The following is a 14849-nucleotide window of genomic DNA, read 5'->3' as shown; positions in this document are numbered from 1 at the left end:
TGACATGGAAATCCTGCTCAACGGCCGACCCCTTGCCCTTGCCGAATCCGCCACGCTGGCGGACGCGGTAGTCGTGGCGAAGATCGCGCCTCCTTTTGCCGCGGCGGTCAACGGCCAGTTCGTGCCGCGCGCTGCGCATGCCAACACCCCCCTTGCGGCCGGCGACCGCATCGACCTCGTGCAACCCGTGACGGGAGGCTGACCCCATGACATTCGAACCTTCCGAAACCCTGCGCGACCCGTTCGTGCTGTATGGCGAGTCGTTCAGCTCGCGCCTGCTGCTGGGCACCGCGCGCTATCCGTCGCCAGCCACGCTTGAAGCTGCCGTGCAGGCATCCACGCCGGCCATGATCACCGTTGCGCTGCGCCGCCAGGGCGCGGTGGGCGACGGCGAGGGCGGCCAGGCGTTCTGGCAGATGCTCAAGGCGCTGAACGTGCCGGTGCTGCCGAACACCGCGGGCTGTTTCACCGCGCAGGAGGTCATCACCACCGCGATGATGGCGCGCGAGGTGTTCGAGACGCCGTGGATCAAGCTGGAGCTGATCGGCGACGACTACACGCTGCAGCCCGACACGCTCAACCTGCCCGCAGTCGCCGAGACCCTGATCAAGGAAGGCTTCAAGGTGCTGCCCTATTGCACCGAGGACCTGGTGCTGTGCCGCCGGCTGCTCGACGTCGGCTGCCAGGCGCTGATGCCGTGGGCCGCGCCGATCGGCACCGGCCGTGGTGCGGTGAATCCGCATGCGATGCGCGTGCTGCGCGAGCGCCTGCCGGATACGCCGCTGATCGTCGATGCCGGCCTGGGCCTGCCGTCGCACGCGGCGCAGGTGCTGGAATGGGGCTACGACGGCGTGCTGCTCAACACCGCGGTGGCGCAGGCCGCCTACCCGGTCAACATGGCGCGCGCGTTCGCGCAGGCGGTGGAAGCGGGCCGGACCGCGTACCTGGCCGGCCCGATGCCCGAGCGCGAAGTGGCGCAGGCCAGCACACCGGTGGTCGGCATGCCGTTCTGGCATGCGCAGGCGGAGCAGCGGGAGCAGCGCGCATGACCCGCCGCCCCGTCCACGTTCCCAGCGACGGCCCGCTGCGCGCGGCAGTGCTTGAGCACTATGGCGAGACCTTCGGCGTCGACGACAAGCCGTGGCAGGCCTGGCGCCTTGAAGATGCGCCCGCGCAGCCCGGTGCGCATGATGTGCTGCTGTCCGACGGCGAAGCCACCGCGGAAGTCATCGCGCGCGTTGCCGCCAGCGGTGCCACGCTGATCGAGACCGACCGTGAAGGCGGCCAGTGGATCGACACGGTGCGCTCGCCCATGGGCACCTGGGTGTTCTCGGTAGCCGCGGACAGCGACCAGCCGCATTCAGCCGCATTCGTCGCAGTGCTGCTGGCGAGCCTGTCGCTGCATTTCCCCGCGCATGACGCGCTGGCGCTGGCGCGCGCCTGGGCGCCGGGCTCGGCCGATTGGCCATCGGATTTCGCGCGTTTCCCGCACGTGCGCCATGCCGCGCTGGTGGCGCCGGAGCAGGCCGTCGAGCCGTTCGCGCCGTGCCCCCCGCTGGGCCTGTACGTGGTGGTGCCGAGCGCCGAATGGATCGAGCGCCTGGCGCCGCTGAACGTGCCGACGGTGCAACTGCGCTTCAAGTCCGACGATCCCGCCGCGGTGCGCGCCGAGATCGCGCGCGCGGCGAGAGCCATGCAGGGCTCGTCGTCGCGCCTGTTCATCAACGACCACTGGCGGGCGGCGCTCGACTACCACGCTGCCAATGACGCGCAGAGCGGCATCTACGGCATCCACCTCGGCCAGGAAGACCTCGATGACGCCGACCTCGACGCGATCCGTGCGTCCGGGCTGCGGCTGGGCGTATCCACGCACGGTTACGCCGAGATGCTGCGCGTCGCGGCGATCCGCCCGAGCTACCTGGCCCTGGGCGCGATCTTCCCGACCACGACCAAGGTGATGCCGACCCAGCCGCAAGGCATGGGCCGCTTCCGCGCGTATGCGAAGCTGATGCAGCCGGTGATCCCGTCGCTGGTCGGCATCGGTGGCGTCAATGCCACGAATATGCGCGAAGTGCTCGCCGTGGGCGTGGGCAGCGCCGCCGTGGTGCGCGCCGTCACCGAGGCCGAAGACGTGCCGGCTGCGGTGGCACACCTCGTCAGCCTGTTCCCGGCCGGCTGAGCGCGCCGTGGCCGCCCCGCGCATTCGCCTGGCAGCGGCGGATGACCTGCCGAGCCTGCCCGGGATCGAGCTGGCCGCGGCGGCGCTGTTCCCGGAGGGCGACCTGCCAGCGCTGCTGCGCCTGGTGAGCACGCCGGAATCTGCGCTGGTGGCCGCGCAGCGCGAAGGGCGGCTGTGGGTGGCCGAGCATGGCGGAGAAGTCGCCGGCTTCGCACTGGCCAGCCGCAATGGCGAATGCGGCTATCTCGATGAAATGGACGTGCATCCGGACCATGGCCGGCGCGGTATCGGGCGCGCGCTGGTCGGGACCGTACAGGGCTGGGCGCGGGCGAGCGGCCTGCGAACGCTGAACCTGACCACGTTCGCGCATTTGCGCTGGAATGCGCCGTTTTATGCCTCGATGGGGTTTCGGCAACTGGACGACAGCGAACTCTGCCCGTTGCTGTCCGAGGCGCTGGCGGCACAGCGCGCCGCCGGATTGCGGCAGCGCGTGGCCATGCGGCAGGCTCTCTGAGCCAGCGGTTTTGCTCCCCTCTCCCCCAGCCCCTCTCCCGCTCGCGGGAGAGGGGAGCGGACCGCACCTGGTGATGCGCACTGAGTCGCCAAGATTTGTGCGACATTCGCCCAGCCGCGGGAGCCGAACCGGACCCCGCCGCTATGATGTTGGGCAGCATTCCCCGCCAACCATCCAGCATCGCCCACCATGTCGACCCAGCTCCCCGAAATCATCCCCGCCGCTCCCGGCACGCCTGAGAAGCCCTATTTCGGCATCGACGTGCCGCTGATGCGCTATTTCGGCCTGCAGCCGGAGCATATGGAAGAGGGCTACTGCCGCACGCGGCTGCCGGCGCACCCGCAACTGGTGAACAGCCGCGGAGACGTGCACGGCGGCACGCTGATGGCAACGCTGGACTTCACGCTGAGCGGCGCGGCACGCTCGCACGCGCCCACGGAAACGGGCGTGATCACCATCGACATGTCGACCCATTTCCTGGCCGCCGCGCGCGGCGAGCTGACGCTGGAGGCGCGCTGCCTGCGCCGCGGCGCGCGCATCGCCTTCTGCGAGGGCGAAGTAAAGGATGCGGCCGGCACCGTGGTGTGCGTGGCGCGCGCCGCGTTCAAGCTGGTGCCGCTGTCCAGCGGCGGCAACTGATTCCTGCCTGAAAACCAGGCCGTTCAGTCCATCTGCCGCTCAACCCAGCGCACGCGGCGCGAAGGCGTGGTTCAGCGGCCCGTTGCCGCTGCCCAGCCGCAATCCCGCGCCGGCCGCAATGGCTTGCGCCACAAAATCCAGCGCCTTGCCCGCCGCATCTTCCAGCGCATCGCCGCGCGCCAGCTGCGAGGCGATCGCTGCAGCCAGCGTGCAGCCGGTGCCGTGCAGGTTGCGGGTTTCGACGCGCGGGTGCGTGAACACGCGCACGGTGCCGTCCTTCAGCATCAGCAAATCGTCCAGCCCGCCGGCGATGCCTGCCGCACCATCGTCTTCCAGGTGGCCGCCCTTGAGCAGCACGGCCGGGCAGCCCATCGCGATCAGGTCGGCGGCGGCCTGCTCCATGTCGGCGCGGCGCGCGATCTTGCGGCCCAGCAGGTAGGAGGCTTCCGGCAGGTTGGGCGTGACCAGCAGCGCGCGCGGGAACAGCAGCCGCACCATGGCCTGCGTGGTGGCGTCGTCGGACAGCGTCGCGCCGGAAGTCGAGATCATCACTGGGTCCACCACCAGCTTGCGGATGCCATGCCGGTCCGCCGCGGCGGCCACGGCCTCGACGATGGCGGCGGTGCCCAGCATGCCGGTCTTGGCCGCGTCCACGCCGATATCGCTGGCTACCGCGTCGATCTGCGCGGCGACCATGTCGGCCGGGATCGCATGCACGCCGGTCACGCCGAGCGTGTTCTGCGCGGTGATCGCGGTGATGGCGCTCATGCCGAAGCAGCCCAGCGCGGAAAAGGTCTTCAGGTCGGCCTGGATGCCGGCGCCGCCGCCGGAATCGGAACCGGCGATGGTCAGGGTGCGGGGTGGCGTTGGGGTCATCTGTGGGGAAATCAAGGAGGGCCGGTGCGCAAGGCGGCCGGGCACGCTACAATACCGCCACTCCGAGGAGCGTTGCAACGGATGCGGTAGGCAAAAAATGCTACCCCATGCATCCGCCAGGCTCGGACTGTCTTCAACGGCGCTCGCTGATCCGTGGTTTCGCACGGAGGCGAGTCGACCTATCCGCCCGCTGCGCATGTGCCGTTGCCATGCCGCCGCCCGATTTCCCGATCTCGTCACCTGCGTGCCACTCTTCACCGGAGTGAATATGAACGCCGTGACCGACCTGAAGCAAGACTATCTCGTCGCCGACATCAACCTGGCCGGCTGGGGCCGCAAGGAAATCGCCATCGCCGAGACCGAGATGCCCGGCCTGATGGCGATCCGCGACGAATTCGCCGCCGCGCAGCCGCTCAAGGGCGCCCGCATTGCCGGCTCGCTGCACATGACGATCCAGACCGCCGTGCTGATCGAGACGCTCGAGGCATTGGGCGCCGACGTGCGTTGGGCTTCGTGCAATATCTACTCGACGCAGGACCACGCCGCCGCCGCCATCGCCGCGGGCGGCACGCCCGTGTTCGCCTTCAAGGGCGAATCGCTGAAGGAATACTGGGACTTCACCCACCGCATCTTCGACTGGGCCCGAAGTGACGATAACCCCAGCGGCACGCCGAACATGATCCTCGACGACGGCGGTGACGCCACGCTGCTGCTGCACCTGGGCGCGCGCGCCGAGAAGGACCAGTCGCTCATCGCCAACCCGGGCAGCGAGGAAGAAACCTACCTGTTCGCCGCGATCAAGGAAAAGCTGGCCCGCGACCCGAGCTGGTACAGCCGCAACCTGGAAGCCATCCGCGGCGTGACCGAGGAAACCACCACCGGCGTGCACCGCCTGTACCAGATGGCTCAAAAGGGTGAGCTCCGTTTTCCGGCGATCAACGTCAACGACTCCGTCACCAAGAGCAAGTTCGACAACCTGTACGGCTGCCGCGAGTCGCTGGTGGACGGCATCAAGCGCGCCACTGACGTGATGATCGCCGGCAAGATCGCCATCGTGGCCGGCTACGGCGACGTGGGCAAGGGCAGCGCTCAGGCGCTGCGCGCCCTCTCGGCGCAGGTGTGGGTCACCGAGATCGACCCGATCTGCGCGCTGCAGGCCGCGATGGAAGGCTATCGCGTGGTGACCATGGACTACGCCGCCGAGCATGGCGATATCTTCGTCACCTGCACCGGCAACTACCATGTCATCACGCATGACCACATGGCCCGGATGAAGGACCAGGCCATCGTCTGCAATATCGGCCACTTCGACAACGAGATCGACATTGCCTCGATCGAGAAGTACGAGTGGGACGAGATCAAGCCGCAGGTCGACCACGTCAAGTTCCCCGACGGCAAGAAGCTGATCATCCTGGCCAAGGGCCGCCTGGTGAACCTGGGCTGTGCTACCGGCCACCCGTCGTACGTGATGAGCAGCTCGTTCGCCAACCAGACCATCGCGCAGATCGAACTCTGGCAAGAGCGCGACAGCGGCAAGTACCCGGTCGGCGTCTACACGCTGCCCAAGCACCTGGACGAGAAGGTCGCGCGCCTGCAGCTGCGCAAGCTGAACGCGCAGCTGACCGAGCTGACCGAGCAGCAGGCCGCGTATATCGGCGTGAAGAAGGAAGGCCCGTACAAGGCGGATCACTACCGCTATTGATTTCGCTGGCCGGCAGGACTCCCCTCTCCCGCGTGCGGGAGAGGGGCAGGGGGAGAGGGCGGGAGCCTCAACGAAGTCCGGCGCCTCGCATCGAGATGCGCCGGCCCTCTCCCCCCGACCCCTCTCCCATAAATGGGAGAGGGGAGCAACCACGCCATCGAAGCCAACCAAGGAACCGTCATGAGACTGCTGGTCGTCTGGATCATCAACGCTGTCGCGCTGTTCGTGCTGCCATACATCATCCCGTCGATCCACATCAAGAGCTTCGGCTCGGCGATGCTGGCGGCGCTGGTGCTGGGCCTGGTCAACACGCTGATCCGGCCGATCCTGGTGATCCTGACCCTGCCGGTCACCCTGCTGACGCTGGGGCTGTTTATCTTCGTCATCAACGCGCTGCTGTTCCTGTTTGTCGGCAACCTGCTGTCGGGCTTCACGGTCGGCGGTTTCTGGGCGGCCTTGCTGGGCTCCATCCTGTACAGCGTGATCTCGTGGCTGCTGTCCAGCCTGCTGCTGGGCAACCGCGACGACTGACCTTATTTCGCGCGCCGCGGCAACGCGGCGCGCCACCATCATGCAAGACCGTTACTTCAGCTTTGAATTCTTCCCGCCCAAGACGGCGGAGGGCCTGGAGAAGCTGCGCAATACGCGCGCGCAGCTGGCTACGCTCAAGCCCAAGTACATCTCGGTGACCTTCGGTGCCGGCGGCACCACGCAGCAGGGCACGCTCGACACCGTGCTGGAGATCCAGCGCGAAGGCATCGAAGCCGCGCCGCACCTGTCGTGCGTGGGCTCGTCGCGCGAGAGCATCCGCGACATCCTGAAGAAATACCGCGAGGGCGGCATCCGCCATATCGTGGCGTTGCGCGGCGACCTGCCGTCCGGCATGGGCGAGATCGGCGAATTCCGCTTTGCCAATGAACTGGTCGAGTTCATCCGGGCCGAGACCGGCGACTGGTTCAATATCGAGGTGGCGGCGTACCCGGAATACCACCCCCAGGCGAAATCGCCGCGCCACGACCTGGAGAACTTCGTGCGCAAGGTCAGGGCCGGCGCCAACTCCGCGATCACCCAGTACTTCTTCAATGCGGACGCCTACTTCCGCTTTGTCGACGATGTACGCGCCATGGGGGTGGATGTGCCCATCGTGCCGGGCATCATGCCGATCACCAACTGCTCGCAGCTGATGCGTTTCTCCGAGACCTGCGGCGCCGAAGTGCCGCGCTGGGTGGCCAAGCGGCTGGAGAGCTTCGGCGACGACCGCGAATCGATCCGCGCCTTCGGTCTCGACGTGGTCACCGCGCTGTGCGAGCGGCTGCTGGCCGCGGGCGTGCCGGGGCTGCATTTCTACACCCTCAACGCTGCCGGCGCGACCAAGGCGATCTGGCAGCGGCTGAAGCTGTAAGCGCCATGGCCGCGCGCCGCCCCGATCCCTTCGTCGAACACCTGCTCGAGCTGATGGGGCCGCTGGCGGCGCGCATCGGGCCGATGACGGCCAGGCGCATGTTTGGCGGGCATGGGCTGTTCTATGACGGGCTGATGTTCGCGCTGGTGTCTGGCGGCACGTGCTACCTGAAGGCGGATGACGCCACGCGCGGCAAGTTCGACGCCGAGGGCAGCGAGCCCTTCCGCTACCAGTCCGCGAAGCGCGAGGTCACCATGCGCCACTACCTCAGCCTGCCGCCCGCCGCACTGGAATCGCCGGCGGCGATGACGCCGTGGGCGAAGCTGGCGGTGGAAGCGGCGCTGCGGCTGGGGAATGCGGGCTGACTGTTTGCTCCCCTCTCCCGCGCGCGGGAGAGGGGGCCGGGGGAGAGGGCAGGAGCTTCTACGATGTGAATCGATGCTGGCTGCGTCGAGCGTCGGCCCTCTCCATCTCTCCCGCAAGCGGGCGAGGGGAGCTTGCTGAGGGCGTAGGCATCCAGCTTCATCCTTTGACCGACAGGACAGCCACGCCTTCCACAATCGGTGCCATACTCGCCTTCATGGTCACCGCCACCTTCCGCTTCTACGAGGAACTGAACGATTTCCTCGCGCCGGACCAGCGCCGGCGTGACCTGCTTTGCGCGTGCGCGCGCGCCGCGACCGTCAAGCACATGATCGAGGCGCTCGGCGTCCCCCACACCGAGGTCGAGCTGATCCTGGTCAACGGCGAATCCTCCGGTTTCGAGCGCCAGTTGCAGGACGGCGACCGGGTCTCGGTCTACCCCAAGTTCGAATGCCTCGACGTCACGCCGCTGCTGCGCGTGCGCGAATACCCGCTGCGCGTGATGCATTTCGTTGCCGACGCGCATTTGGGCGGGCTGGCGCACCTGCTGCGCATGACCGGCTTCGACACCCTCTACGACAACCACTTCGAAGACAGCGAGATCGAACGCATTGCGGTCGACGAAGGCCGCATCGTGCTGACGCGCGACCGCGAACTGCTCAAGCGCCGCGGCATCACGCATGGCTGCTATGTGCGCGCGCTCAAGCCGCGCCAGCAAGTGCGCGAGATCTTCGCGCGGCTGGACCTGGCGCGCAGCGCGCGGCCGTTCTCGCTGTGCCTGGACTGCAATGTGCCGCTGCACGCGCTGGATGTGGCTGAGGCGGTGGGGCGGGTGCCAGACGGCGTGCTCGAGCGCCACCGCAGCTTCGTCACCTGCGACCAGTGCCGGCGGGTGTTCTGGGAGGGCTCGCACTGGCGCTGCATGCGCGCACTGGTGGACGAGCTGGTGCAGGCCGGCTGAGCTCAAGCTTTGCACGCCCCCTGCCGTCCCTCTTTCTGGCTAGAACGCCCCGACCTCGGTCACGATCCAGTCCATCGCCACATCATGCGGCTGCGCGGGCAGTGCGATGCGGCATGCTTCATAGCCGATGCCGATCGCCACGGGCCGCTGCGCCATCGCCGCCAGCGTGCGGTCGTAGAAGCCGCCGCCGTAGCCCAGGCGGAACTTGTCCGGGCTGAAGCCGACACAGGGAATGACCAGCGCGTCGGGCGTCACGGCCTCAGTGCCGTCGGGCACCGGGATGCCATAGTGGCCCTTGGCCATCGGCGTGTCCGGCGCCCACAGGTGGAAGTCCAGCGGTGCGCCGGGCCGGCTTACCGCCGGCAGCGCGGCCTGGCGCCCCGGCACCGCCGCGAGCCATTGCGCAACCGCATCGCGCGCGTCGAACTCCTGCTGGATCGGCCAGTAGAAGCCAAGGCAGCGCACGGCCAGCCCGGCCAACAGCTCGGACAGCGCGGCGGCGATGCGTGCATCGGCATCGTTGCGCGCGGGCAGGGCGGCACGCAAGGACAGCAGGCGCGCGCGCTGCGCGCGGCGGTCTTCGCCGGGGTCGGGAAGCGAGGTGGCGGCCGAGGTGGCGGAACTTGAAGACATGGCGTGGGATAATGCCCGCGTCCGAACCAACACGGACGGCGGAAGCTGCTGCGGCCCTGGCGATGCAAGGCGGGCTCCGGCGCCGCCGTCATCGACAAGGAAGCAAAGAATGCTGAAGGGAGTATATCTGCAGCGTGCAGGGCGGGCCGCCTGGATCGCCATGGCATGTGCACTGCTTGTCACGCCGGTCCATGCGCAGAAGCGCCCGCAGGCGCCTGTGCGCCAGCAGCAGCCGGCGGTGATCCCGAGCGATCCGGACGAGGCCTTCGCCGCGTTGCGCGAAGCGGCGCGCAAGAACGATGTCGAGCGCGCCTACGCGATCTCGGCCACCCTGGTCGACTACCCGATCCCGTCGTACGTCGAGTACTTCCGCATCAAGCCGCAGATGTTCGACACCAGCGGCCTGGCGCGCATCGATGCGCCCGACGACCAGGCGCGCGCCTTCCTGCAGCGCTACAAGGGCCAGGCCATCGCCGACCGCATGCGCAACGACTGGCTGCTGGTGCTGGGCAAGAAGCGCGACTGGGCCAACTTCGATGCCGAGTACCCGCAGTTCGCGCTCAAGGACGACACCCAGGTCGAATGCTATGCGCTGCTGTCGCGCGCGCTCAAGGGGCAGAACGTCGCCGCCGAGTCGCGCCAGGCGCTGAGCGATCCGCGCTACTACGGCGAAGGCTGCGTCGACCTGATCGGCTACCTGGTGCAAAGCCAGCAGATCCAGCGCAGCGATGCCGCCTTCCAGGCGCGGCTGGCGCTGGAGCAGAACTACCTCACGCTGGCCGGCAAGATCGCCGCGCTGCTGCCCGATGCGCGCATCGACGGCGACACGCTCGCCACCATCGTCAAGATGGCGCGCACCGATCCCACCCAGGCGGCCGCCTACCTGGGCACCGCGCAGGGTTCGCTGTCGCGCGACGAGCAGGGCGCGGCCTGGGGCGTGATCGGCCAGTTCGCGGCCAAGAAGCTGCTGCCGGAAGCGGCCAACTACTACCGCCGCCAGATGGACCTGGGCGGCAACCAGTGGCTGTCCGACGACACTCAGGAATGGCGCGTGCGTGCCGCGCTGCGCCAGGGCGACTGGAAGCAGGTGCGCCAGGCGGTCGAGCTGATGCGTCCCGAGCTGCGCGCCAAGGACCCGGCGTGGCTCTACTGGTACGGCCGTGCGCTCAAGGCCGAGGGCCGCGATACCGAGGCGCAGCAGAACTTCCAGCAGATCGCTGGCCAGTTCAACTTCTATGGCCAGCTCGCCAGCGAAGAACTGGGCAACCGCATCACGCTGCCCGCGCGCACCACCGTCAGCGATGCCGAAGCCAATGCCATGCGGTCACGCGCCGGCTTCCAGCGCGCGCAGAAGTTCTATGCGATGAACATGCGCTTCGAGGGCACCCGCGAATGGAACTGGGAGCTGCGCGGCATGAACGACCGCGAGCTGCTCGCCGCGGCGGAGTACGCGCGCCGTCTCGAATTGCTCGACCGCACCGTCAACACCGCCGACCGTACCCGCAACGAGCATGACTTCACGCTGCGCTTCCTGATGCCGTACCGCGACATCATGCAGCGCGCGACCGACGATGTCGGGCTCGACATGGCGTGGGTCTACGGCCTGATCCGGCAGGAATCGCGCTTCATCATGAACGCGCGCTCGTCCGCCGGCGCGCATGGCCTGATGCAGGTGATGCCGGCGACGGCCAAGTACGTGGCGCGCAAGATCGGCATGAACGATTACTCGCCGCAGATGATGGGCGATCCCAACATCAACATCCTGCTTGGCACCAATTACCTGAACATGGTGCTGACCGACCTGGACAGTTCCTGGACGCTGGCGTCGGCCGCGTACAACGCCGGTCCGGGCCGGCCGAAGGCCTGGCGCAGCACGCTGGCGCAGCCGGTGGAAGGCGCGATCTTTGCAGAGACCATCCCGTTCACGGAAACGCGCGGCTATGTGAAGAATGTGCTTTCCAACGCCACGTACTATGCTGCATTGATGAGTGGCCGTCCGCAGTCGCTGAAATCGCGCCTGGGCACGGTCGCGCCGTCGCCGGTGACCACCACCAGCCTGCCCTGACGGGTACCCGACGGGACGGGCCGCTGGTGTGCAGTGCCGGGCGCGTTGCGGCGGCCCGGCTGGCGCAATGCGCCGCGACGTGCAGTTCACTTTGCACGGAGGCATCATGCAGACCAGCAACGTCCTCGTCATCGGTGGCGCCGGCTTTATCGGCAGCCACCTTGTCTCGCGCCTGGCCGGCGCCGCCTCGGCCTCGGGTGCGCCGCTGGAACCGGGCAGCAATCCCGATTCGCCCATCGCCCCCGACCGCATCGTGGTCGGCACCCGCAACGTCGAGCACGCGCAGCACCTGCTGCTTCTGCCGCGCGTCGAGGTAGTGGAACTGGGGCTGGCCGACAATGCCGCGCTCGATGACGCCATCGGCTCGCTCGGGGTCGACGGTATCGTCGTCAACCTGGTTGGCGTGCTGCACGGCGAGCGTGCCGATCCCTACGGCGAGGCCTTTGCCAGCGCCCACGTGGAAATGGTGCGCCAGATCGTGGCTTCGTGCCTGTCCACCGGCGTGCGCCGGCTGTTGCATATGAGTGCGCTCGGCGCCGACAGCCAGGGGCCGTCGATGTACCTGCGCAGCAAGGGCGACGGCGAGCGCATCGTGCGCGCCAGCGGGCTGGACTGGACCATTTTCCGGCCGTCGGTGGTGTTCGGCCCCGACGATCATTTCCTCAACCTGTTCGCGCAGATGCAGCAGATGGCGCCCATCGTGCCGCTGGCCTGCGCGCAGGCGCGTTTCCAGCCGGTGTTCGTGCAGGATGTAGTGCAGGCCTTCCTCAATGCCATGGTCAACCCGGCCACCATCGGCCGTGGCTATGAACTGGGCGGCCCGCAGGTCTATACGCTGGAAGAGCTGGTGCGCTTCGCAGGCCGCGCGTCCGGCCATCCGCGCCCGGTGATCGCGCTGCCGGACGCGCTGGCGCGGGTGCAGGCGACGATCATGGAACACCTGCCGGGCGATCCGCTGCTGTCGCGCGACAACCTCGACTCGATGCAGCTGGACAATGTTCTCGAGCATCCAGTCGCGCCGGAGCTGGACCTGCACCCCGCCAGCCTGGAATCAGTGATGACCGACGCACTGGCCGGGCGTAACCGCGATGCCGCGCTGACGTCGATGCGCGCCAGCGTGCACCGCTGAAGGGCGGCGAGTCTGGGCCGCGGGGTGGCCTATGTGACCCATTTTCGGATCGTTTGCGAGAGCAATTCACTTTGAGGCAGGCTGGCGCGCTGGCAAAATGACCGGTCCGGCGCACCGGCGCCGTCTCCCTTCGCCTCCTCCCCCAAGGACCTACGATGAAGCTCGTCATCGGCAACAAGAATTATTCCTCCTGGTCGCTGCGCCCCTGGCTGCTGATGCGCCAGGCCGGCATCGAATTCGAAGAGGTACAGGTGCGCCTGTTCACCGGCAGCTTCGCCGCCGAGATCGCGCGCTATTCGCCGGCCGGCAAGGTACCGGCGCTGGTCGATGGCGACGTCACCGTGTGGGACTCGCTGGCGATCGCCGAATACGTGGCCGAGCGCTTCCCGGAAAAGACGCTGTGGCCGGCGGATCGCGCCGAGCGTGCGGTGGCGCGCGCCATCTGCGCCGAGATGCATTCGGGCTTTGGCAACCTGCGCAGCCAGTTGCCGATGAACGTGACCGCGGTGCTGCCCGGACGCGGCTGGAACGTGGCCGTACAGCGCGACGTCGACCGCATCGCCGCGATCTGGGGCGGGCTGCGCCAGCAGCATGGCGCGCGCGGGCCGTTCCTGTTTGGCGAATTCACCGTGGCCGACGCCTTTTTCGCGCCGGTGGTGAGCCGCTTTGCCACCTACGGCATCCACCTGCCGGAAGACGCCAAGGCCTATGCCGACTTCATGCTGGCGCTGCCGTCGATGCAGGAATGGATCGCCGCCGCGCGCGAGGAGCGCGATTTCCTGGCCGACGACGAGCCCTACCGCGTATCTCCCGACCGGCCCGACGCGATCATCGTCAATCACTGAGCAATCCTGCCGGCGCCGGGCATTTGCCCGGCGCCGGCCTCAGAAGAGGCCACAACGATGCAGGTGTATGCCGTCGGCGGCGCGATCCGCGACGAACTGCTGGGCAAGCCCAGCCAGGACCGCGACTACGTAGTCGTCGGCGCGACCCCGCACGAGATGGAAGCCGCGGGCTATCGTCCCGTCGGCAAGGATTTCCCGGTCTTCCTGCACCCGCGCACCCATGAGGAATACGCGCTGGCGCGCACCGAACGCAAGACCGCGATGGGCTACAAGGGCTTCGCCTTCTACTGCGAGCCCGATGTCACGCTGGAAGACGACCTGGTCCGGCGCGACCTGACCATCAATGCGATGGCGCGCGAGGTCGATGCCGACGGCAACCTGGTCGGCCCTGTGATCGACCCGCACGGCGGCCAGCGGGACCTGCGGGCCCGCCTGTTCCGCCACGTTTCCGATGCCTTCGCCGAAGACCCGGTGCGAATCCTGCGGCTGGCGCGCTTCGCCGCGCGCTTCCACGGATTCACCGTCGCCGCCGAGACCCAGCGCCTGATGCGCGAGATGGTGACTGCCGGCGAGGTCGATGCGCTGGTGCCCGAGCGCGTCTGGCAGGAGCTGGCGCGCGGCCTGATGGAGGCGCACCCGTCACGGATGTTCGAGGTGCTGCGCGAATGCGGCGCGCTGGCGCGGCTGCTGCCCGAGCTTGACCGCCTGTGGGGCGTGCCGCAGCGTGCCGACTTCCATCCCGAGGTCGATACCGGGGTGCACGTGATGATGGTGATCGACACCGCCGCCGCGATGGGCGCGCCATTGCCGGTGCGCTTTGCCGCGCTGGCGCACGACCTGGGCAAGGGCACCACGCCCGAAGACGTGCTGCCGCGCCATACCGGCCATGAGATGCGCAGCGTCAAGCTGCTGGAAGAGGTTTGCGCGCGGCTGCGCGTGCCCAACGACTGCCGCGACCTGGCGCTGGTGGTGGCGCGCGAGCACGGCAATATCCATCGTTCGCTGGAATTCAGCGCTGCCGCGGTGGTGCGGCTGCTCGAACGCTGCGACGCGCTGCGCAAGCCCGACCGCTTCGCGCTGGCGCTGCAGGCGTGCGAGGCCGACAAGCGCGGCCGCAAGGGCTTCGAGCACAGCGACTATCCGCAGGCCGCGCGGATGCTGGCGGCGCGCGAAGCCGCGGCCGGTGTCGATGCCGGCGCAATCGCGCGTGCCTGCGCGGACGACGTGGGACAGATCAAGGACCGCGTCCATGCGGCCCGCGTCGCGGCCGTGGCGCAGCGGCTGGGCGAGCACGCGTCGGAGTGAGACGCTGGACTGAGACGTTGTTGCGGCCGTTCCTACAAGAGCTTGCCGATCACCAGCGCCACCAGCGACAGCAAGATCGTCGACGCAAACGGCAGCACGAATTCGCGCCCGAACACGCGGAAGCGCACGTCCCCCGGCAGCCGTCCCAGCCCGATCTTCTGCAGCCATGGCAGCGCCGCGGACAGGATGATCACGCTCAGAAAGATGGTGAGGGTCCAGCGCAGCATGGGCGTTCC

Annotated in this window: 17 protein-coding genes and 1 riboswitch; of the genes, 14 read left to right on the top strand and 3 right to left on the bottom strand. The window is 68.2% G+C overall.

The window, feature by feature from the left end:
• Nucleotides 1–4: 4 nt before the first annotated feature.
• The 5 genes from thiS (at nt 5) to ACIP1U_RS23620 (ending at nt 3332) form a co-directional block, all read left to right on the top strand.
• Nucleotides 5–202 carry a sulfur carrier protein ThiS gene (gene thiS, locus ACIP1U_RS23640; RefSeq protein ID WP_029047356.1) on the top strand — a complete coding sequence of 66 codons (198 nt, stop codon included), beginning with the start codon at nt 5–7 and terminating at the stop codon, nt 200–202.
• 4 nt (nt 203–206) lie between these two features.
• Nucleotides 207–1049 (top strand): thiazole synthase, encoded by an 843-nt coding sequence (locus ACIP1U_RS23635; RefSeq protein WP_400320110.1) that lies wholly within the window; start codon nt 207–209, stop codon nt 1047–1049.
• Entirely contained in the window at nt 1046–2179 is a 1134-nt protein-coding gene (locus ACIP1U_RS23630; protein ID WP_400320107.1) for a thiamine phosphate synthase, read from the top strand. Before ACIP1U_RS23635 ends, ACIP1U_RS23630 begins: the two co-directional genes overlap by 4 nt.
• Nucleotides 2180–2186: 7 nt before the next feature.
• Nucleotides 2187–2693 (top strand): GNAT family N-acetyltransferase, encoded by a 507-nt coding sequence (locus tag ACIP1U_RS23625; protein WP_400320104.1) that lies wholly within the window; start codon nt 2187–2189, stop codon nt 2691–2693.
• A 189-nt stretch (nt 2694–2882) separates the two neighbouring features.
• Entirely contained in the window at nt 2883–3332 is a 450-nt protein-coding gene (locus ACIP1U_RS23620) for a PaaI family thioesterase (RefSeq protein WP_400320101.1), read from the top strand.
• Nucleotides 3333–3371: 39 nt separating this feature from the next.
• Here ACIP1U_RS23620 and thiD read toward each other — a convergent pair whose 3' ends face one another.
• The gene (gene thiD, locus ACIP1U_RS23615) at nt 3372–4208 is read right to left on the bottom strand and encodes a bifunctional hydroxymethylpyrimidine kinase/phosphomethylpyrimidine kinase (protein WP_400320099.1); all 837 of its coding nucleotides are present in this window, start codon (nt 4206–4208) and stop codon (nt 3372–3374) included.
• 58 nt (nt 4209–4266) lie between these two features.
• Nucleotides 4267–4360: riboswitch (S-adenosyl-L-homocysteine riboswitch) on the top strand.
• A gap of 116 nt (nt 4361–4476) precedes the next feature.
• On the opposite strand from thiD, the gene ahcY reads away from it, so the two are divergent.
• From ahcY to ACIP1U_RS23590, 5 genes are all read left to right on the top strand, one after another.
• Nucleotides 4477–5910: an adenosylhomocysteinase gene (gene ahcY, locus ACIP1U_RS23610; protein ID WP_400320096.1), complete on the top strand. Its 1434-nt coding sequence runs from the start codon at nt 4477–4479 to the stop codon at nt 5908–5910.
• Between the two features lie 180 nt (nt 5911–6090).
• The gene (locus ACIP1U_RS23605; RefSeq protein ID WP_133098172.1) at nt 6091–6441 is read left to right on the top strand and encodes a phage holin family protein; all 351 of its coding nucleotides are present in this window, start codon (nt 6091–6093) and stop codon (nt 6439–6441) included.
• Between the two features lie 40 nt (nt 6442–6481).
• Nucleotides 6482–7312 carry a methylenetetrahydrofolate reductase [NAD(P)H] gene (metF, locus tag ACIP1U_RS23600; protein ID WP_400320092.1) on the top strand — a complete coding sequence of 277 codons (831 nt, stop codon included), beginning with the start codon at nt 6482–6484 and terminating at the stop codon, nt 7310–7312.
• Nucleotides 7313–7317: 5 nt separating this feature from the next.
• Nucleotides 7318–7677 (top strand): TfoX/Sxy family protein, encoded by a 360-nt coding sequence (locus tag ACIP1U_RS23595; RefSeq protein WP_400320090.1) that lies wholly within the window; start codon nt 7318–7320, stop codon nt 7675–7677.
• A 215-nt stretch (nt 7678–7892) separates the two neighbouring features.
• Entirely contained in the window at nt 7893–8636 is a 744-nt protein-coding gene (locus tag ACIP1U_RS23590; protein ID WP_400320087.1) for a Mut7-C RNAse domain-containing protein, read from the top strand.
• Nucleotides 8637–8675: 39 nt separating this feature from the next.
• Here the strand turns inward: ACIP1U_RS23590 and ACIP1U_RS23585 are convergent, their stop codons facing one another.
• On the bottom strand, nt 8676–9269 hold the full coding sequence (locus ACIP1U_RS23585) for a 5-formyltetrahydrofolate cyclo-ligase (RefSeq protein WP_400320085.1): 594 nt from the start codon (nt 9267–9269) through the stop codon (nt 8676–8678).
• Between the two features lie 109 nt (nt 9270–9378).
• Here ACIP1U_RS23585 and ACIP1U_RS23580 point away from each other — a divergent pair, with 109 nt between their 5' ends.
• The 4 genes from ACIP1U_RS23580 (at nt 9379) to ACIP1U_RS23565 (ending at nt 14613) form a co-directional block, all read left to right on the top strand.
• Nucleotides 9379–11334, top strand: coding sequence for a transglycosylase SLT domain-containing protein (locus ACIP1U_RS23580; protein ID WP_400320082.1), 1956 nt, complete (start codon nt 9379–9381; stop codon nt 11332–11334).
• A 106-nt stretch (nt 11335–11440) separates the two neighbouring features.
• Nucleotides 11441–12463, top strand: a complete 1023-nt coding sequence (locus tag ACIP1U_RS23575; RefSeq protein WP_400320079.1) for a complex I NDUFA9 subunit family protein — start codon at nt 11441–11443, stop codon at nt 12461–12463.
• Nucleotides 12464–12618: 155 nt separating this feature from the next.
• Entirely contained in the window at nt 12619–13308 is a 690-nt protein-coding gene (locus tag ACIP1U_RS23570) for a glutathione S-transferase family protein (RefSeq protein ID WP_400320076.1), read from the top strand.
• Nucleotides 13309–13365: 57 nt separating this feature from the next.
• Entirely contained in the window at nt 13366–14613 is a 1248-nt protein-coding gene (locus ACIP1U_RS23565) for a multifunctional CCA addition/repair protein (protein WP_400320074.1), read from the top strand.
• 32 nt (nt 14614–14645) lie between these two features.
• Here the strand turns inward: ACIP1U_RS23565 and ACIP1U_RS23560 are convergent, their stop codons facing one another.
• A complete protein-coding gene (locus ACIP1U_RS23560) occupies nt 14646–14840 on the bottom strand; it encodes a DUF2905 domain-containing protein (RefSeq protein ID WP_400320071.1) in 195 nt (64 codons plus the stop codon).
• Between the last annotated feature and the right edge of the window lie 9 nt (nt 14841–14849).

Source organism: Cupriavidus sp. NPDC089707, assembly GCF_044748965.1.
GTDB lineage: Bacteria > Pseudomonadota > Gammaproteobacteria > Burkholderiales > Burkholderiaceae > Cupriavidus.
Note: the sequence above shows the minus strand (reverse complement) of the source record. Positions and strands in the feature narration are given on the sequence as shown.